Source organism: Vibrio sp. 1249-1, from assembly GCF_033340495.1.
On sequence record NZ_JAWOWJ010000002.1, the window covers coordinates 102,977 to 121,810 of the forward strand.

Annotated in this window: 14 protein-coding genes; 7 read left to right on the forward strand and 7 right to left on the reverse strand. The window is 46.0% G+C overall.

Annotated features, from left to right (window positions below):
• The first annotated feature begins 1 nt into the window (after position 1).
• Positions 2 to 4,465, forward strand: a complete 4,464-nt coding sequence (mukB, locus tag R7Z50_RS03965; RefSeq protein WP_318148959.1) for a chromosome partition protein MukB — start codon at positions 2 to 4, stop codon at positions 4,463 to 4,465.
• 143 nt (positions 4,466 to 4,608) lie between these two features.
• Here mukB and R7Z50_RS03970 read toward each other — a convergent pair whose 3' ends face one another.
• From R7Z50_RS03970 to R7Z50_RS04000, 7 genes are all read right to left on the reverse strand, one after another.
• Entirely contained in the window at positions 4,609 to 4,761 is a 153-nt protein-coding gene (locus tag R7Z50_RS03970; protein WP_005378381.1) for a hypothetical protein, read from the reverse strand.
• A 227-nt stretch (positions 4,762 to 4,988) separates the two neighbouring features.
• Positions 4,989 to 5,957 (reverse strand): alpha-L-glutamate ligase-like protein, encoded by a 969-nt coding sequence (locus R7Z50_RS03975; protein ID WP_005378387.1) that lies wholly within the window; start codon positions 5,955 to 5,957, stop codon positions 4,989 to 4,991.
• A 3-nt stretch (positions 5,958 to 5,960) separates the two neighbouring features.
• Positions 5,961 to 7,466: an inactive transglutaminase family protein gene (locus R7Z50_RS03980; RefSeq protein ID WP_005378389.1), complete on the reverse strand. Its 1,506-nt coding sequence runs from the start codon at positions 7,464 to 7,466 to the stop codon at positions 5,961 to 5,963.
• A gap of 11 nt (positions 7,467 to 7,477) precedes the next feature.
• Positions 7,478 to 8,224: an ATP-dependent zinc protease gene (locus tag R7Z50_RS03985; RefSeq protein WP_005378391.1), complete on the reverse strand. Its 747-nt coding sequence runs from the start codon at positions 8,222 to 8,224 to the stop codon at positions 7,478 to 7,480.
• Between the two features lie 276 nt (positions 8,225 to 8,500).
• Positions 8,501 to 9,472, reverse strand: a complete 972-nt coding sequence (gene cmoB, locus R7Z50_RS03990; RefSeq protein ID WP_053307473.1) for a tRNA 5-methoxyuridine(34)/uridine 5-oxyacetic acid(34) synthase CmoB — start codon at positions 9,470 to 9,472, stop codon at positions 8,501 to 8,503.
• 81 nt (positions 9,473 to 9,553) lie between these two features.
• On the reverse strand, positions 9,554 to 10,291 hold the full coding sequence (gene cmoA / locus R7Z50_RS03995; protein WP_017635063.1) for a carboxy-S-adenosyl-L-methionine synthase CmoA: 738 nt from the start codon (positions 10,289 to 10,291) through the stop codon (positions 9,554 to 9,556).
• 93 nt (positions 10,292 to 10,384) lie between these two features.
• Positions 10,385 to 11,251: a DUF72 domain-containing protein gene (locus R7Z50_RS04000; protein WP_042522110.1), complete on the reverse strand. Its 867-nt coding sequence runs from the start codon at positions 11,249 to 11,251 to the stop codon at positions 10,385 to 10,387.
• Between the two features lie 273 nt (positions 11,252 to 11,524).
• Here R7Z50_RS04000 and aspS point away from each other — a divergent pair, with 273 nt between their 5' ends.
• The 6 genes from aspS (at position 11,525) to cydA (ending at position 18,827) form a co-directional block, all read left to right on the forward strand.
• Positions 11,525 to 13,303, forward strand: a complete 1,779-nt coding sequence (gene aspS / locus R7Z50_RS04005; RefSeq protein WP_005378401.1) for an aspartate--tRNA ligase — start codon at positions 11,525 to 11,527, stop codon at positions 13,301 to 13,303.
• Between the two features lie 143 nt (positions 13,304 to 13,446).
• On the forward strand, positions 13,447 to 14,193 hold the full coding sequence (locus tag R7Z50_RS04010; protein ID WP_017635061.1) for a YebC/PmpR family DNA-binding transcriptional regulator: 747 nt from the start codon (positions 13,447 to 13,449) through the stop codon (positions 14,191 to 14,193).
• A gap of 92 nt (positions 14,194 to 14,285) precedes the next feature.
• Positions 14,286 to 14,807: a crossover junction endodeoxyribonuclease RuvC gene (gene ruvC, locus R7Z50_RS04015; protein ID WP_005387909.1), complete on the forward strand. Its 522-nt coding sequence runs from the start codon at positions 14,286 to 14,288 to the stop codon at positions 14,805 to 14,807.
• A 67-nt stretch (positions 14,808 to 14,874) separates the two neighbouring features.
• Positions 14,875 to 15,486, forward strand: coding sequence for a Holliday junction branch migration protein RuvA (gene ruvA, locus R7Z50_RS04020; RefSeq protein WP_005378313.1), 612 nt, complete (start codon positions 14,875 to 14,877; stop codon positions 15,484 to 15,486).
• 287 nt (positions 15,487 to 15,773) lie between these two features.
• Positions 15,774 to 16,778 carry a Holliday junction branch migration DNA helicase RuvB gene (gene ruvB / locus R7Z50_RS04025; protein ID WP_005378312.1) on the forward strand — a complete coding sequence of 335 codons (1,005 nt, stop codon included), beginning with the start codon at positions 15,774 to 15,776 and terminating at the stop codon, positions 16,776 to 16,778.
• Positions 16,779 to 17,240: 462 nt separating this feature from the next.
• A complete protein-coding gene (gene cydA, locus R7Z50_RS04030; RefSeq protein WP_005378311.1) occupies positions 17,241 to 18,827 on the forward strand; it encodes a cytochrome ubiquinol oxidase subunit I in 1,587 nt (528 codons plus the stop codon).
• The last annotated feature ends 7 nt before the right edge of the window (positions 18,828 to 18,834 follow it).

Sequence of the window (18,834 nt, forward strand, 5' to 3'; positions counted from 1 at the left end):
CATGATTGAACGCGGTAAATACCAATCGCTGACCATGGTCAACTGGAACGGCTTCTTTGCCCGTACGTTTGACATCGATGGTCTGGTCACCACGCTATCAGGTGGTAACGGTGCCGGTAAATCAACCACAATGGCGGCGTTCATCACCGCATTGATTCCTGACCAAACGCTACTGCACTTCCGTAACACCACAGAAGCAGGCAGCAGCCAATCGTCTCGCGACAAAGGTCTGTACGGTAAGTTACAGCCGGGCGCATGTTATGCGGCGCTAGATGTGGTGAACTCACGTAACCAACGCCTATTGTTTGCAGTAAAACTGCAGCAAGTAGCGGGTCGTGATAAGAAAGTAGACATCAAACCGTTTGTTATCCAAGGTCTTCCAAGCCATGTGAAACCAACGGATATCTTGATTGAAAGCGTATCTGCGACTCAAGCTCGTGTACGTCAAATCAATGAAGTAAAAGAATCGATCGCAGAATTTGAAGGCGTTCAATTTAAAGCCTTCTCTTCTATCGTGGATTACCACTCGCAGATGTTCGAATTCGGTGTGATTCCGAAGAAACTGCGTAACTCTGGTGACCGTTCTAAATTCTACCGCCTGATCGAAGCATCGCTTTACGGTGGTATCTCAAGTGCAATCACGCGCTCGCTTCGTGACTACCTTCTGCCACAAAACGGCGGCGTGAAGAAAGCGTTCCAAGATATGGAATCGGCACTGCGTGAAAACCGCATGACGCTAGAAGCGATCAAAACCACGCAAGCAGATCGTGACTTGTTCAAACACTTGATTACAGAGTCGACCAACTACGTGGCCGCGGACTATATGCGCCATGCCAACGAGCGCCGTAAAAAACTAGAACAGACATTGTCTTTGCGTTCAGAGTTATTTGGTTCTCGCGAGACCTTGATTGAGCAAAACAATCTGCTTAACCGCGTTCAAGAAGAGCTGGAACTGCTGATCGAGTCAGAATCTTCTTTAGAGCAAGACTACCAAGCGGCTTCTGATCACTTGCAACTGGTGCAAAACGCGCTGCGTCAGCAAGAGAAGATCGAACGCTACCAAGAAGATCTTGAAGAGCTGAGCGAGCGTCTTGAAGAACAAATGATGGTAGTCGAAGAAGCGCAAGAACGCGTGATGATGGCTGAAGAGCAAGCTACCGTTGCAGAAGAAGAGGTGGATAGCCTTAAGACGCAACTTGCTGATTACCAGCAAGCTCTTGACGTTCAGCAAACTCGTGCCCTTCAATATCAACAAGCGGTTCAAGCTCTGGAGAAAGCGAAGCAGCTACTTGGCGATGACAGCCTAACGGCGGAATCGGCTCAAGCGCTTGTCTCTGAGCTTAAGAGCAAAGAATCAGAAAACACCAATGCGTTGCTATCGGTTAAGCACAAGCTGGACATGTCTTCTGCAGCGGCAGAGCAGTTTGAAACCGCGCTTAAACTGGTACAAAGCATCGTTGGTCAAGTTGAGCGCAAAGACGCGTCTGAACATGCGAAAACTGCAATCGCGAAAGCGCGTGAGTCACAACAAATCGCACAAAACGAACAGCAATGGCGAGCACAACACCGTGATCTCGAACGCAGCCTTAACCAGCAGCGTCAAGCACGTGAACTGGTTGCTGAATACAAAAAGCAATATCACGTTGAACTAACCGATGAGGTTACGTTTGAACAAGAACGTGAACGTCATGCGACGCAAATCGAATCACTAGAGATAGCTCAAGAAGAAGTTCGTGATCAGCGTGGTGAACAGCGCCGTCTAGAGCAAAACGCGGCGGCAGAAATCAGTAAGCTTGAAGCAATAGCACCAGCTTGGATTGCGGCGAACGATGCGCTAGAGAAACTGAGAGAGCAGAGCGGTGAAGAGCTTGAGGATCGCCATGCGGTAATGAACCACATGCAAGTTGTCCTTGAACAAGAAAGGGAGCTGTCTTTAGCTAAAGATAAGCTTGCTGAGCGCCGTAGCCAGCTAGACGCTGAGATTGAGCGTCTTGCTTCTCCTGGTGGTTCAAATGACCCTCGCCTGAAAGGTTTGGCAGATACGCTGGGCGGTGTATTGCTGTCTGAGATCTACGATGACATCACGATTGATGACGCGCCTTACTTCAGTGCGATGTACGGTCCGGCTCGTCACGCTATCGTTGTTTCTGACTTGTCAGGCATCGAAGAGAAACTGGTAGAGCTAGACGACTGTCCAGAAGACTTGTACATCATTGAAGGTGACATCGATGCCTTTGATGACAGCTCGTTCGATGCAGAAGAGTTAGAGGGCGCGGTTTGCGTTCGTATGAACGATCGCCAAATGCGTTACTCCCGCTTGCCTGAGATCCCATTGTTTGGCCGTGCGGCACGTGAGCAGCGTCTAGAGTTGCTGCGTAACGAACGAGAAGAAGTGGTAGAGAAACACGCAAAAGCGGCGTTTGATTCTCAGAAAATGCAGCGCTTGTACCAAGCGTTTAACCTATTTGTGTCTAACCACATTCAGGTTGCTTTTGACGCCGATCCAGAACAAGCACTGGCAACTATTCGTGATAAGCGTAACCAAATTGCTCGCGTGTTGGCGGATCTGGATGTGAAAGAGCAACAACAACGTTCTCAGCTTCAAACCAGCAAGCAAGCGTTGTCTTCTCTGGACAAGCTAGCGTCACACATGGTGCTTGTTGAAGATGAGTCATTGCAAGCGCGTTTTGATGAGCTAGAAGAGAAAATCGCTCATCTTGCAGAGGCAAAAAACTTCTTAAACAACCATGCAAAAGCCGTCACGCAATTAGAGAATATTGCGTCTGCGCTTGATGCTGACCCAGAGCAATTCGATGCACTAGAAGCAGAATACAAAGCGGCAGACGAGCGGCTACAAGATCTTAAGAAGCAAATCTTTGCACTCTCGGATCTCGTTGAACGTCGTCACTACTTCGCTTACTCAGATTCAGTAGACCTACTGAACAAGAGTAGCGAACTGAGTGAGCAGCTAAAAGCTAAACTGGTTCAAGCTGAACAAATGCGTACTCGCTCTCGTGAAGAGTTGAAGCAATCGCAGGGTCAAATGAACCAATACAACCAAGTATTGGCATCATTGAAGAGTTCACACCAAGCGAAACTGGAAACGGTTCAAGAGTTCAAACAAGAACTTCAAGAGTTTGGTGTTAATGCGGACGAAGGTGCGGAAGAACGTGCAATGCGTCGTCGTGACGAACTGCACGAGCGTCTACACACGTCTCGCAGTCGTAAGAGCGAATACGAGCGCACGATCACCTCTACTGAACTAGAGATGAAAGGCTTGGCGAAACGTCTGAAGAAAGTTCAGAAAGAATACGTTGAGCTACGTACGTTCGTGGTTGCAGCGAAAGCTGGCTGGTGTTCAGTACTTCGTCTGGCGCGTGAGAACGATGTTGAGCGTCGTCTACACAAGCGTGAACTGGCTTATATGTCAGCGGATGAACTGCGTTCAATGTCGGATAAATCACTGGGTGCGCTGCGTCTCGCGGTTGCGAACAATGACGACCTGCGTGATGCGCTGCGTCTATCAGAAGACAATGCACGTCCAGAGCGTAAAGTTCTGTTCTACATCGCGGTTTACCAACATCTTCGCGAGCGCATTCGTCAGGATATCATCCGTACTGATGATCCAGTTGAAGCGATCGAAGAGATGGAAGTTGAGCTAGCGCGTCTAACGGAAGAGCTAACCCAACGTGAAAACCGCTTAGCGATCAGCTCTGAGTCAGTAGCGAGCATCATTAAGAAGACGATTCAGCGTGAGCAAAATCGTATTCGTATGCTGAACCAAGGCCTGTCGAATATTTCGTTCGGTCAGGTGAAGGGCGTACGTCTAAACGTGAAGATCCGCGAAAGTCACGAAGTGCTACTGAACGGCCTAGCGACACAACAAGAGCAGCATAAAGACCTGTTTGAATCGACTCGCTTTACCTTCTCTGAAGCAATGGCGAAACTGTTCCAACGCGTGAACCCACACATCGATATGGGTCAACGTTCACCTCAAGTTCTGGGTGAAGAGCTACTGGATTACCGTAACTACCTAGAGCTAAGTGTAGAAGTGAACCGTGGTACAGATGGTTGGCTACAGGCTGAGTCTGGCGCGCTATCAACAGGTGAAGCGATCGGTACCGGTCAGTCAATCCTTCTTATGGTTGTTCAAAGCTGGGAAGAAGAGTCTCGTCGTCTACGCAGCAAAGACATTGTGCCTTGTCGTCTGCTCTTCTTGGATGAAGCCGCGCGTCTGGATGCGAAATCGATCGCGACATTGTTCGAATTGTGTGACCGTCTGGATATGCAGCTTCTTATCGCGGCGCCTGAAAACATCAGCCCAGAGAAAGGTACGACCTACAAACTGGTGCGTAAGGTGTTTAAAGATCACGAACACGTACACGTGGTTGGCTTGCGTGGTTTTGGTCAAACGGATAAGCCTAAGACTGAAGCACAAGAGATGATTGAAGAGTTTGAATCGTAAACTTCGAATCTAACAAAACGCCCGCAATGAACGCGGGCGTTTTTGTATCTATTTACGAGGTAGGCTTCGAACAACATAAGACAAGCCGAGACTGTAGGACGGCAGTCTCGGCTTATTAGCGGAACTTAATGAGGAAGCGACGTTTATTCCTCTGGAATATCGTCCCTGACTTCGATCATTTCAGCAAGTTCTTCAAGTGCTTGGACAGAAAGCTCAGACAAGCGTTGTAGGTGTTGGTCTAAGCTCTCTTGTTCTTCAAGCTCTGGTTCATCATTATTTGTTTCTTTTATTAGCATTTCCCAACCTCTCAAGTTGAGTAAGGGGAGCTCTCATCATACTCAAAAGGCAAAGTAGAAAAGAAACGATCTATGTTGATTTTGTTAGCTCGATCATTGATTCAACTTATATATGAGAAGGATGTGTTTAATAAGGAGAGCAAGTGCAAGGTTTTTGGATGCGGGAACAAAAACGCCAGTAATCATGACAATTACTGGCGAGTAATAACGAACATTATGTCGGAGGGTTAGAACAACGGCTTCACACCGAATTGCTCTGCCGCGTAAGCGACGCGTTCAATCGGTTTTGGATACTCAGCAGGTGTGCCAAGGCTCTCTATGTGTTTCAAACGAGGAAGCAAGCCTGCACCATTAGCGATTTGGATTGCCAGACCAGGGCGAGCGTTAAGCTCTAAAACCATAGGCCCTTCATCTTTATCCAGCACCATATCCGTACCCATGTATCCCAAACCTGTCATTTCCCAGGCACTTGACGCAAGCTCCAGCAAGCGCTCCCAATGCGGTACTTGAAGGGTCGAAAGGTCTTTACCTGTATCAGGGTGATGAGTCACTGGATGATCGAACTGCACCGCTCTGACGGCTTTACCTGTCGCGATGTCAATGCCTACTCCTACCGCACCTTGGTGAAGGTTTGCTTTGCCGTCGGAAGCCGCTGTAGAGCAGCGCATCATCGCCATAACTGGATAACCTTTAAATACGATGATCCGAACATCTGGTACGCCTTCATAACTGAAGCCATCAAAACAGTCATCAAACTTGATTAAGTTTTCAACCACAGCAACGTCATTTTTACCACCAAGAGAGAAAAGGCCAGCAAGCGCATTACTAATGTGACGCTCGACCTCATCCCTACCAATTGTAGAGCCGGAGGGTTTGGTATATACCCCGTTTTTATGAGACGTAACAACCAGAATGCCTTTACCGCCACTACCTTGTGCAGGTTTGATTACAAAACCAGGCCAGTTCTCAACCATTTTGTGGATAGTCTTAACTTCAGCTTGGTTATGAATGACACCGATCAGGGCAGGAACTGTTGCTCCTGCTGCCTGTGCAATAATTTTGGTCTTTAGCTTGTCATCGACAAGTGGGTATTTAGAACGATCATTGTAACGGCCAATATAGCTGTGGTTACGCTTGTTCATCCCCATAATGCCTTTATGGCGAAGCTTAGACGGCGAAGTAAAACTTTCGAACATCGTTTAGTCCTCCGCTAGTGGTTTGAAGCGTCGTAGCTCAGTGAGGCGGTAACCTGTGTAAGTACCTAGTAATAGAATACCGGCCAGAACAATCAACTGTAGACCAATGAAGTTAAAGGTTAAGTGTTGAATGTATGAGTTCGTCATTGCAAGGTAAACTAATACCGCTGTCAGCAATGAACCACCACCTTGCAGAGCAACTTCCTTCGCACCTTCTTCTTCCCATAGGATTGACATACGTTCAATCGTCCAAGACAAGATGATCATAGGGAAGAAGGTAATTGTTAGGCCTTCCGTTAAGCCCATCTTAAATGCAACAACGGTGAACACCGAGATGATCATGATAACGGTAATAATGACCGCAGATATCCTTGCTACCAGCAATAAGTTCAACCTAGACAAATAGCTTCGAATAATCAGGCCTGTACCTACAATTAGCAAGAAACCGACAATACCCGTTAATAGTTGAGTTTGAACAAAAGCAACGGCAATCAACACAGGCATGAAGGTACCGGATGTTTTCAGGCCGATAATCACACGCAAGAACACAACGATCAGAGCACCAATAGGGATGAGCATGATGGTTTTGAACATCGCTTGCTCTTCCAAAGGTAGGCTATGAATTGAAATATTCAGTAATCCATCTGCTTCTATTTTGTTGTTTGTAGCTTGTTGTGGTGTCATTTCTTGCTTAATCATCGAGAAATGCACTTGGCTATTTTTACCACCAACAAGGTCAAGTAAGGATACGTTTGATTCATCCCACACTAACAAGTTGGGTTTCACTGCTTTTTGTTCGGATTTTGGCGAAAACAGTACCCAATCTTTACCTGACCAAACCTGAACCATTGGTTGAATTGTTTGGCGTCGACGACCATCTTCTAGTTCGATAACACCGACGGTTTTGCTTTGTATACCTGCGGTAAGCAAAATATTATGCAGTGCATCAGTACGGCTGAAATCGTTCAGTAGTAGCGACGAGTTTTGGCTATCTGGGTCATTAAGCGCTTTGATAAGCTCACGAGTAAACGTCACATTATCGGCTGAGCGACTCATCGCACGTTCGATAAGGGCATTTGCCGCTGCTGCTTGTGGTGCTGATAGCGTTGGTGGCGTAATGTCTTCCGTTGGCGGTAAAGGAGTGACTTTAGCCTGAGGGTCTACTAAGAACTGGGCTTTGTAGTATATGGTTTGTGGCCCTTGAGCTTGGCGAATTGACCATTCTGCACGACGGCCTGAATCGTCATTGATGTAGGAAACGCCATAACCTGATGAGGAAGCAGATTCACCGATAAGTGTGTAACCACTTTGTGTATGAGGTGCTGCAAGTGACGCTTTTACTTCGTTGCCGTTAGCATTGAACTCAATACGAGCTTCTACATCCCATACCTGGCGAGTTTCGCCTGGCGTCCAAGGCACGCCGTAGTTTTCATGTCTGAAAACACTCAGAGCAATGCCCGCAATCACCAATAAGATGATAGAAAGGTAAAACGGTATTTTTGACGTCATAATCTACCTTATTATTTTTTATCTTCGTCCGTTTGGATATAGGTACGACTTACATCGACAAGTGCTATGTCGCGCATAAATTCTCTACCCAGTAAAATAGGATGGTTCATATGTGAGCGATCTGCCAACGTAAATTGCGCTTTTTCATGAATTTTTCCAACGCGCACCCAAAGTTCTACCACAGCGCGGCGTTCTAACTCTTCACTGGTAACCTGGCGGATTTTGACGTAGCGAATGACAGGAGCTTCGATCCAAGTACTTTTCTCTTCTTCGGATTTACTGGTGTCTGCTAAGTGGAATCGGACCCATTTTTTGCCATTTCTTTCGAACTCTTCAATATCAACGGCATTTAAAGACGACGTCGCGGCACCAGTGTCGATACGTGCATCAAAAGTTTGCTTAATCGACTCTACAGTGACCTTTTCGATAGAGCCAAGGACAATATCGTGAGTTGGGGTTGGTTCCACAGGAGCGGGAGATTGGACAATAATCGGCTCTTTCGGTTTTTTTACTTCTGCCATTGCTTCATCGCGAAATGTAAGAAGTTCAACCTGTAGTTTATCGACTTGTTCTTCAAGGCTGTCGATATAGTCCGATTGGTTGCTGAGCTGTAGCTCTAGGTTGGTAATGCGATTATTGACATTCGCTTCTGAATTTTGAATCGCCGCTAACGTTTCTTGGTGGTACTGTTCGCCTTTGGTTAGTGAGCATCCAGATAGTAAGGCGATGGCAACAATCGGGGTCAATCGTAATAACATTGAAAACCTTGGGATTGGATTAAGTTGTTTATTTTTTAGGAGTTTAGCTTATATCGATAAAGCCTCACAAGTAAGAATGTTTCTCTATTACTTATTGTTTGAGGAATAGTGATGAAAAGCCAAAAATCAAGGACATAAAAGCGCATCCTTATTTAGAGCGTGCTTATATTTTGACGTGAAAAATGGATTCAAAAATCAAACTCGCTCATTACGAGGAAAGAGGGTAATGTCTTAACTCGTAAAATGAGTTAAGACAATGTCAGGAATCTCAGCGAATTATGATTTGCGAGCGACAAGAACCGCGCGGCGAGGGGCAGGGTAGCCTTCTACAGTCTTGCTTGGGTCGTTCGGATCTAAGTAGTCAGGTAGAGAGTTATGCGTCATCCAATCTGTGGTACGTTGTTCATCTACGGATGTGATGTTTTCATCAACGATACGAACATCTTCAAAACCGACCAATTCTAACCACACTTTTAGGGCTTTTGCTGAAGGGAAGAAATAGACATTACGCATTTGCGCGTAACGAGAAGTCGGGACCAGTACTGCATTCTCATCACCTTCAATCACGAGTGTTTCCAATACGAGTTCACCACCAGATACCAATTGATCTTTTAGTTGCACTAAATGATCGAGAGGCGAGCGGCGATGGTAAAGCACGCCCATGCTGAATACCGTATCGAACGCTTCTAACTTAGGTAGTTGTTCAATACCCAATGGCAATAGGTGTGCACGTTGGTCATCGCCCATTAGTTTACGAATTGCTTCGAACTGAATTAGAAACAGGTGAGATGGATCGATACCGACAGTTAAGCGTGCACCTTCGCCTAGCATGCGCCACATGTGGTAGCCGTTACCACAACCTACATCGAGTACGCTGCGATTTTTTAATGGTGAAATATGCGGAAGCACGCGGTCCCATTTCCAATCACTGCGCCACTCAGTATCAATATGGATGCCGTGTACGTTGTATGGGCCTTTGCGCCAAGGATGGAATGTACGAAGTAAGCTTTCTAGCTTTTTAAGTTCCCCTTGAGGCATGGGCTCATTGTTTGAAATCGTGACAGAATCAACAATGTTGATGTTGTCCGGTCTACCCGCTGGGATTTTGTTCAGGGCTTTCAACCAGCGACCAAAGTCACCGTGCTCTGCATTTTGCCAATCCGTTAGCTGTTGTGGAAGCACATTAAGCCAAGGTTGAAGACGGGTGTCTTGGGCAATCAATTGGTAGAAATTTGCAAAGTTAAACATAGTTAGTTAATCGCTGAGTTGATGGGTATAAATTATTAACAAAAGCCGAAATCGGTATGGTTCAGGCTTTGTATGCATGGTCTATTTAATCGCGAACATGGAGCCGAAGTTAAAGCATTGGAACCAAACATCGTAGCTAGAAAAGCCAATTTTAGCGAAACGCTCTTTATGTTCTTTCTTTGAATCTGGGCGCATTACGTTTTCTATCGCGCTGCGCTTTTGGCTGATTTCTAGTTCGCTATAACCATTCGCACGTTTAAAGTCGTGGTGAAGGTCAATTAACAGTTCGTTCGAAACTTCATCTTCGAAGACGAACTTCTCCGATAGAATCAAAATGCCGCCTGGACGCAGGCCTGCGTAAATTTTCTCGAGCAAGGAGTAACGATCTTCTGGAGAGAGGAATTGCAAAGTGAAGTTCAACACCACCACTGACGCGTTTTCAATTTCGATATTGCGAATGTCTGCTTCTACTACATCCACAGGAGTGTCACTGCGGTAAGCGTTGACGTGAAGTTTACAACGCTCAACCATCGCAGGAGAGTTGTCCACTGCGATGATTTGGCAACCTTCTTGTTTGATATGGCGACGCATAGACAATGTTGCAGCACCCAAAGAACAGCCAAGGTCATAGATGTTTGAGTGAGGTTTTACAAAACGCTCTGCCAGCATACCGATTGCAGAAATGATATTGCTGTAACCCGGTACCGATCGTTGAATCATGTCAGGAAATACTTCCGCTACGCGTTCATCGAACGTGAAATCCCCAATTTTATCGATTGGAGCCGAAAAAATAGTATCTGGATTGCTCTTAGGGTTCATAACTAAGTCTCTGCATACAAGCCGCCTGAAAATGTCAGGCACCAAAAAAGGCGCGTATTTTATGGGAATTTCGCGCCTCTGTCATGTGTTGCGTTAGAACATCTGTAACTGCGAGTTGCCATCGTCAGCTGGGAAAGGTGATAACTCAGGGAGTGTGATACGCTTTTGTATGTCTTTATATAGGTTTGCGGCCAACTCTGGCGCAATTATATTGTCTGCGGTATGGATCATGACATATGGCTGTTTACCTTCGGCAATCCATTGTGGCAACTTGTTGAGCCATGGTTTAAAAAACTCGTAATTTTGCTGTTCTTCTGGATGACCAATAAAGCGAATCAAAGGGTGTGAAGCGGTAGCAATGGCGTGAACAGGGACTCGTGGTTTTTTCATTTGTGCATCAATAATCGCCTCATTGTCGGGCTTAGCGGCAAAGACTGGGCGGCTATCCATAATAATGCGGTCAATATTATTCTCTACTAACCATTGGTTAAGTGCTCGCTCTTCTTCGCCTTTGGAGAAAAATGCCATATGGCGAACCTCAACACCGAGAGGGAAGTTAGGTGGAAAGTTCGCACAGAACTTTTTCAGCCGATCAAGGTGCTCAGGACCAAATGCGGCTGGTAATTGAATTGTCCATTGGCCCACACGGTCATGCAAAGGCTCCATGACTTTCATGAAGTCTCTCAGTTGTTCGCTGCAACCTCTTAGCATTTGCTCATGAGTGATGGCTTTAGGAAGTTTGAAAGTAAAGCGAAAATCATCGTGGGTTGCGGCTCTCCAGTTTTGCACTGTATTGAGCGTCGGTGTGGCATAAAATGTCGTGTTGCCTTCCACGGTATGAAACACTTGCGCATACCTTTCTAAACGTTCAGCGGGCTTTGTCCCGCTGCCGTAAAAACTTTGTTGCCATTGATTGTGCGACCACATCGTCAATCCAAGTCGAAGAGGTAAGTTATCCATTATTCTTTACTGCTTGCTACTCGTGTGAATACTTTACGAGAGTTTTGCTGAAATAGGTAATTTCACGCTATAATCCTCCCCAATTTTTTCGCTTTGGTGCGCTTTTGAACATTTGTTGTACTAAAAAGCACCAGTGAATGATAAAACACACGTAATTGTATGTTGAGTAGTCGATTTTCGTGGACATTCAGCGTATAACTGAATCTTTACTCTGCTTAGCAATGAGGCTGACAGAGCGTAGTTAACAACATTTGAGAGATTGGGAATTTCATTATGCGTACCCATTACTGTGGTCACCTGAACAAGTCCCTTGCAGGACAAACTGTAGAACTTTGCGGCTGGGTTAACCGTCGTCGTGATTTAGGCGGTCTTATTTTTATTGATATGCGAGATCGCGAAGGTATCGTTCAGGTAGTTGTTGATCCAGATATGGCGGATGCGTATGAAGTGGCGAACACACTTCGTAATGAATTCTGTATCAAACTAACGGGTGAAGTGCGCGTTCGCCCAGAGAGCCAAGCAAACAAAGACATGGCAACAGGTGAAGTTGAGATCCTTGCGAAAGGTCTTGAAATCATCAACCGTTCTGATGTTCTGCCTCTAGACTTCAACCAAAAGAACTCTGAAGAGCAGCGCTTGAAGTACCGTTACCTAGATCTACGTCGTCCAGAAATGAGCGACCGCATCAAGCTACGAGCTAAAGCGTCTAGCTTTGTTCGTCGTTTCCTAGATGACAACGGTTTCCTAGACATCGAAACACCAGTCCTAACAAAAGCGACTCCAGAAGGCGCTCGTGACTACCTAGTACCTAGCCGTGTTCACAAAGGCAGCTTCTACGCGCTTCCTCAGTCTCCACAGCTATTCAAACAGCTTCTAATGATGTCTGGTTTTGACCGTTACTACCAAATCGTTAAGTGTTTCCGTGATGAAGACTTGCGTGCTGACCGTCAACCAGAATTCACTCAGATCGATATCGAAACGTCATTCATGACGGCTGACCAAGTTCGTGCAACGACTGAGAAAATGGTTCGTGAAATGTGGCAAGAGCTACTAAATGTTGACCTAGGTGAATTCCCAGTAATGCCGTTCAGCGAAGCGATTCGTCGTTTCGGTTCGGACAAGCCAGACCTACGTAACCCACTGGAACTAGTAGACGTTGCTGACCTAGTGAAAGATGTTGAGTTCAAAGTATTCTCAGGTCCAGCAAACGACGAAAAAGGCCGCGTTGCCGTTATTCGCGTTCCAGGTGGTGCATCTTTGACTCGTAAGCAAATTGATGGCTACGGTGAATTCGTTGGCATCTACGGTGCGAAAGGTCTAGCTTGGATGAAGGTTAATGACCGTGCAGCGGGCATGGAAGGTATCCAATCTCCAGTCGCTAAGTTCCTAAATGAAGACGTGATCAACGGCATTCTAGATCGTACTCAAGCGGAATCTGGTGACATTATCCTATTTGGCGCTGATAAAGCGGGTATCGTTGCAGAAGCAATGGGTGCGCTACGTTTGAAACTAGGTAAAGACCTAGAGCTAACGGATGAATCTGCTTGGGCTCCATTATGGGTGGTTGACTTCCCGATGTTCGAAGAAGATGACGAAGGCAACCTACACGCGATGCACCACCCATTCACATCGCCTCTAGGTGTGACTGCGGAAGAGCTAAAAGCAAACCCTGCTGCGGCAAATTCTAACGCTTACGATATGGTTCTAAATGGCTACGAAGTGGGCGGCGGCTCTGTTCGTATCCACAACGCAGATATGCAAGAAGCCGTATTTGATATTCTAGGTATCACACCTGAAGAGCAACAGCTTAAGTTCGGCTTCCTGCTTGATGCGCTGAAATTCGGTACGCCTCCACATGCTGGTCTTGCATTTGGTCTAGACCGTCTAGTAATGCTGCTATGTGGCACAGAGAACATCCGTGATGTTATCGCGTTCCCTAAAACAACAGCAGCGGCGTGTCTACTAACAGACGCACCAAGTATTGCGAACCCAGCAGCGCTAGAAGAGCTAGCAATCGCAGTAACTGCAGCGAAAGAAAAAGACGCAGAATAAGCGCACAACATTTGAAGAAAACTCCCGCAACTGCGGGAGTTTTTGTTTAAATAAACCCAAGAAACTTCCAAAGCAATTTCCCAAGCAACGCTTTTTAGAACATGTTTTGTTATTAAGCGTCAAAATACATTAAAAGGTGAATTATGGCTGGTCATAGTAAATGGGCGAATATTCGTCACCGTAAAGCAGCGCAAGATGCGAAGCGCGGCAAAATCTTTACTAAATTAATTCGTGAAATCGTTGTTGCGGCAAAAGAGGGGGGCGGTGAGCCAGAAAATAACCCACGTTTGCGAGCAGCAATTGATAAAGCACTGTCTAACAACATGACACGTGACACTGTCAACCGCGCTGTCAGCCGAGGTGCTGGTGGTGAAGGCGACGACAACATGGAAACCGTGATCTATGAAGGTTATGGTCCAGGTGGTACGGCGGTCATGGTCGAATGTATGACGGATAACCGAAATCGTACGGTATCTGGCGTACGTCATGCATTCTCAAAGTCAGGCGGTAATCTGGGGACGGATGGTAGCGTCAACTATCTTTTCGACAAGAAAGGCGTGATTTCATATGGCCCAGGTTTAGATGAAGATGGGGTAATGGAAGTAGCATTAGAAAGTGGTGCTGATGACATTGAAACGGCAGAAGATGGCTCGATTGATGTCTACACGGCCCCAGGCGATTTTGGACTCGTAAAAGATGCTCTTGATGCCGCAGGGTTTGAGGCAGAGAACGCTGAGGTGTCGCTGATCCCATCTACGAAAGCAGATTTGGACGCGGATACTGCGCCAAAACTACTTCGTTTGATTGACGCTTTGGAAGATCTGGACGACGTTCAAGAGGTTTATCACAATGGTGATATCTCTGACGACGTTGCGGCTACGCTAGATTAAACTCAAGGTGTCGGTAGCGGTATTTGCTCCGAAGTTAGCAAGTAATAATAAAAAGACTGAGGCCGAATTAGGCCTCATTTTTAGGAACATTCATGTCAATTATTTTGGGCATTGACCCAGGTTCGCGCATTACCGGCTATGGGGTCATTCGTCAAAATGGACGCCACTTGCAATACCTTGGTAGTGGCTGCATTCGTACTTCAGAAAAAGAACTTCCGGGTCGGCTTAAACAGATTTATGCAGGCGTCACGGAAATCATTACCCAGTTTCAACCGGACGTTTTCGCGATCGAGCAAGTGTTTATGGCCAAAAACGCGGATTCAGCGCTAAAACTTGGCCAAGCTCGTGGCAGTGCAATTGTTGCTGCGGTGAATGCGGAGTTGCCGGTATTTGAATACGCGGCTCGTCTTATTAAGCAAGCTGTCGTCGGCACTGGTGGCGCGGACAAAGCGCAAGTTCAGCATATGGTTCAGCAGATGCTTAAATTGCCCGCCAAGCCTCAAGCGGATGCAGCCGATGCTTTGGGTGTGGCGATTTGTCATGCCAATACTAACAAGACTCTCGTTGCGTTAGCGGGCAAAGCAACCAGTGCCAGAAAAGGGCGCTACCGTTAAAATTAACTGGATGTCTATCCAGTTCTTTATTATCCTGTCGCAAATTCATTTCCAAAGAGTATTTATAGTGATTGGACGTCTTCGTGGCATACTGATTGAAAAACAACCACCTGAAGTATTAATTGAAGTTAATGGCATTGGTTATGAAGTCCAGATGCCAATGAGCTGTTTTTACGAACTGCCAAATGTTGGCGAAGAAGCCATTATTTATACTCACTTTGTTGTCCGTGAGGATGCGCAATTGCTATACGGTTTCAACACAGTAAAAGAACGAGCACTTTTCCGTGAAGTGATCAAAGCCAATGGCGTTGGTCCTAAACTCGGTCTTGGTATTCTCTCTGGTATGACAGCAACGCAATTTGTTACTTGTGTGGAACATGAAGACGTTTCTACGCTGGTTAAGCTTCCAGGCGTTGGCAAGAAAACCGCAGAGCGATTGGTTGTTGAAATGAAAGACCGCTTGAAAGGGTGGGGCGCTGGCGATCTATTTACGCCATTTACGGATGCTGCTCCTGCGGATTCTGGTGCAACATCCAACAACGCAGAAGAAGAGGCAATCAGTGCGCTTCTAGCTCTAGGTTACAAGCCGACTCAAGCGTCGAAAGTGGTATCTCAGATCGCTAAACCGGACATGAGCAGTGAGCAAATGATCCGTGAAGCTCTAAAATCAATGGTGTAACGCTGGTTGCACAGTGAATATTTGTTCAAGATAACTCATTCTCTAAGGTTAATGCCAATCGCTTAACGATGTTTTTTTGTGTCATTCCAGCGAGCCTGGCGAGACTGGGAATCTAATAGCAGCACGCTGAGCGGTTAATGAAACAATTTGACCATAAATCGCTCGGATAGAAGATCCTGTATCACGCTCCTTCGTCGCTGTACAGGATGACGAGATATAGAAATATGCCACTTGCTGTTAAACGAGCGGCATTATTCTCTCAGGTAACCATTTTTCAAGGTAAAAAGATGATTGAAGCCGATCGTTTAATCGCGCCAGAAAACCCTGCCTTTCGTGATGAAGATGTCATTGATCGTGCTATTCGGCCAAAAAAATTAGCGGATTACCAAGGTCAGGACCATGTCCGTGACCAAATGGAGATCTTCATTAAAGCTGCTCAGTTACGTAGCGAAGCACTTGATCACCTTTTGATTTTTGGTCCCCCAGGTTTGGGTAAAACCACACTTGCGAATATCGTTGCCAATGAAATGGAAGTGAACATTCGCACTACTTCAGGCCCTGTACTTGAGAAAGCAGGCGATTTGGCCGCGCTGTTAACCAACCTTGAAGAAAACGATGTGTTGTTCATCGATGAGATTCACCGCTTGAGTCCGATGGTTGAAGAGGTGCTATATCCGGCGATGGAAGATTATCAACTGGATATTATGATCGGTGAAGGTCCGGCCGCTCGTTCTATTAAGATCGATTTACCACCGTTTACGTTAATTGGTGCGACGACCCGAGCGGGCTCTTTGACGTCACCATTGCGCGACCGCTTTGGTATTACTCAGCGCCTTGAGTTTTATAAGATAAAAGACCTCCAAGATATCGTGCAGCGAAGCGCGGATTGTTTAGGTTTATCAATGGAACCTGAAGGTGCATTGGAAGTGGCAAGACGTGCGCGTGGCACACCACGTATTGCTAACCGTTTGCTACGCCGTGTTCGTGATTATGCGGAAGTAAAAGGCAATGGTCACATTTGCGCCGATGTTGCCGATAAGGCGTTGAATATGCTTGATGTGGACGCGGAAGGCTTCGATTACATGGACCGTAAGCTACTACTCGCGATTATGGAAAAATTTGGTGGTGGTCCGGTCGGGCTCGACAACATGGCAGCGGCAATAGGTGAAGAAAAGGACACTATTGAAGACGTTCTTGAGCCTTATCTTATTCAGCAAGGTTATTTACAACGCACTCCGCGTGGAAGAATCGCGACAGATCGTGCGTATTTGCATTTCGGAATTGAAAAATAAGATTCCCTCGCTGGGCCTTTGTTGCCCAGCGCTTCATTAAAGTTGACCAAACTCACATTTTTTTGAATTTTTTCTCATACTGGTTTAGTAAGTAAAAAGCATTGATTGTTAACTCGATGTTTGCTTGCAACTGGTTAATTTCTCTCCTGATTACTCTCTCTTAACATCCGTATCCAATACTGGTTGATCTAGATCAATGTGATGGATTTTTGTGCAAATTCCGCGCATAAACATTGATGTATATCAAAGCGCGTTACGGCTATAAACCTTTTGAAACAATCTGTTTTTACAAGTAATATTAGCCCCAGCTATATTAGCTGATGCTTAACAATTAACTAACCAATGAAGCACATTTTTGCAACAATGAGTTGTGATAATTCAACATTTTTCAAGTGTAAATAACACCTGAATATGGATTGCAATATGTAGAGAGTGTCATTCAGCCGACACATAGGAGTTACCATGATTGACGTAGTTGATCTATCGCGGTTGCAGTTTGCACTGACAGCGATGTATCACTTCCTATTCGTACCATTGACCCTTGGTATGGCCTTCCTTCTGGCCATTATGGAATCGATGTACGTAATGACGAACAAGCAAATCTATAAGGACATGACCAAGTTCTGGGGTAAGCTATTCGGTATTAACTTTGCACTTGGTGTGGCGACAGGCCTTACCATGGAGTTCCAGTTTGGTACGAACTGGTCTTACTACTCCCACTATGTAGGTGATATCTTCGGTGCACCGCTAGCGATCGAAGCACTTGTCGCATTCTTCCTGGAGTCAACTTTTGTTGGTCTATTCTTCTTCGGGTGGGATCGTCTATCTAAACGCCAACACTTAGCGGTTACCTGGCTTGTGGCACTAGGCTCTAACTTCTCTGCTCTTTGGATTCTTATCGCAAACGGCTGGATGCAAAACCCAGTAGGCGCAGATTTCAACTTCGAAACCATGCGAATGGAAATGGTGAGCTTCTCTGAGGTTGTACTAAACCCAGTTGCTCAGGTTAAGTTCGTGCATACGGTTGCTTCTGGTTACACTTGTGGCGCAATGTTTATTCTAGGCATCAGTTCATACTACCTATTAAAAGGTCGTGACATTGCGTTTGCTCGTCGTTCGTTTGCTATTGCTGCTTCTTTCGGTATTGCAGCTATCTTATCTACCATCGTTCTTGGTGACGAATCTGGCTACGAGCTTGGTGAAGTTCAAAAAGTGAAACTCGCTGCAATTGAAGCAGAGTGGCACACTGAACCTGCACCTGCCGCATTTACGTTATTTGGTGTTCCTAACCAGGAAACGATGCATACCGATTACGCAATTAAGATCCCTTACGTAATGGGTATTATCGCGACACGTTCTTTTGATGAGCAAGTAACAGGTCTTCGTGATTTACGTGATGAACACGTCGATCGTATTCGTGACGGCATGTACGCTTATGAACTTCTAGAGAAGCTTCGTGCGGGCGATAAGTCAGAAGAAAACATGACTGCGTTTGATGAAGTGAAAGGTGACCTAGGTTACGGTCTACTTCTAAAACGCTACACAGACAATGTTGTTGATGCAACAGAAGAGCAAATCCAAGCTGCTGCGGACGACTCAATCCCAACAGTATGGCCGCTATTCTGGTCATTCCGTATCATGGTTGCTTGTGGCTTCATCATGTTGTTTGTCTTTGGTGCGGCGTTTATCCAAACGTGTCGTCAGAAGATTGAGCAGAAACAATGGATTCTAAAAGCTGCACTATTTAGCATTCCACTACCTTGGATTGCAATTGAAGCGGGTTGGTTCGTCGCTGAGTACGGCCGTCAACCTTGGGCTGTAGGTGAAATTTTACCAGTGCATGTTGCAGCTTCTGCACTAACTGCAGGTGAAATCTGGACTTCACTCTTCGCAATTCTGGCGCTATACACGGTATTCCTGATTGCAGAAGTTTACCTAATGTTGAAATTCGCTCGTAAAGGTCCAAGTAGCCTGAAAACGGGTCGCTACCACTTCGAGCAAAATGCTGACTCTGTTGAAGACAAAGTTAGTCGCCAAGTAGAAGCGTAAGGTAAGG

Excerpts from the sequence above, each read along its gene's own strand:
- mukB (WP_318148959.1), top strand. The coding sequence starts at position 2 with ATGATTGAACGCGGTAAATACCAATCGCTGACCATGGTCAACTGGAAC.
- R7Z50_RS03970 (WP_005378381.1), bottom strand. The coding sequence starts at position 4,761 with ATGCTAATAAAAGAAACAAATAATGATGAACCAGAGCTTGAAGAACAA.
- R7Z50_RS03975 (WP_005378387.1), bottom strand. The coding sequence starts at position 5,957 with ATGTTCGAAAGTTTTACTTCGCCGTCTAAGCTTCGCCATAAAGGCATT.
- R7Z50_RS03980 (WP_005378389.1), bottom strand. The coding sequence starts at position 7,466 with ATGACGTCAAAAATACCGTTTTACCTTTCTATCATCTTATTGGTGATT.
- R7Z50_RS03985 (WP_005378391.1), bottom strand. The coding sequence starts at position 8,224 with ATGTTATTACGATTGACCCCGATTGTTGCCATCGCCTTACTATCTGGA.
- cmoB (WP_053307473.1), bottom strand. The coding sequence starts at position 9,472 with ATGTTTAACTTTGCAAATTTCTACCAATTGATTGCCCAAGACACCCGT.
- cmoA (WP_017635063.1), bottom strand. The coding sequence starts at position 10,291 with ATGAACCCTAAGAGCAATCCAGATACTATTTTTTCGGCTCCAATCGAT.
- R7Z50_RS04000 (WP_042522110.1), bottom strand. The coding sequence starts at position 11,251 with ATGGATAACTTACCTCTTCGACTTGGATTGACGATGTGGTCGCACAAT.
- aspS (WP_005378401.1), top strand. The coding sequence starts at position 11,525 with ATGCGTACCCATTACTGTGGTCACCTGAACAAGTCCCTTGCAGGACAA.
- R7Z50_RS04010 (WP_017635061.1), top strand. The coding sequence starts at position 13,447 with ATGGCTGGTCATAGTAAATGGGCGAATATTCGTCACCGTAAAGCAGCG.
- ruvC (WP_005387909.1), top strand. The coding sequence starts at position 14,286 with ATGTCAATTATTTTGGGCATTGACCCAGGTTCGCGCATTACCGGCTAT.
- ruvB (WP_005378312.1), top strand. The coding sequence starts at position 15,774 with ATGATTGAAGCCGATCGTTTAATCGCGCCAGAAAACCCTGCCTTTCGT.
- cydA (WP_005378311.1), top strand. The coding sequence starts at position 17,241 with ATGATTGACGTAGTTGATCTATCGCGGTTGCAGTTTGCACTGACAGCG.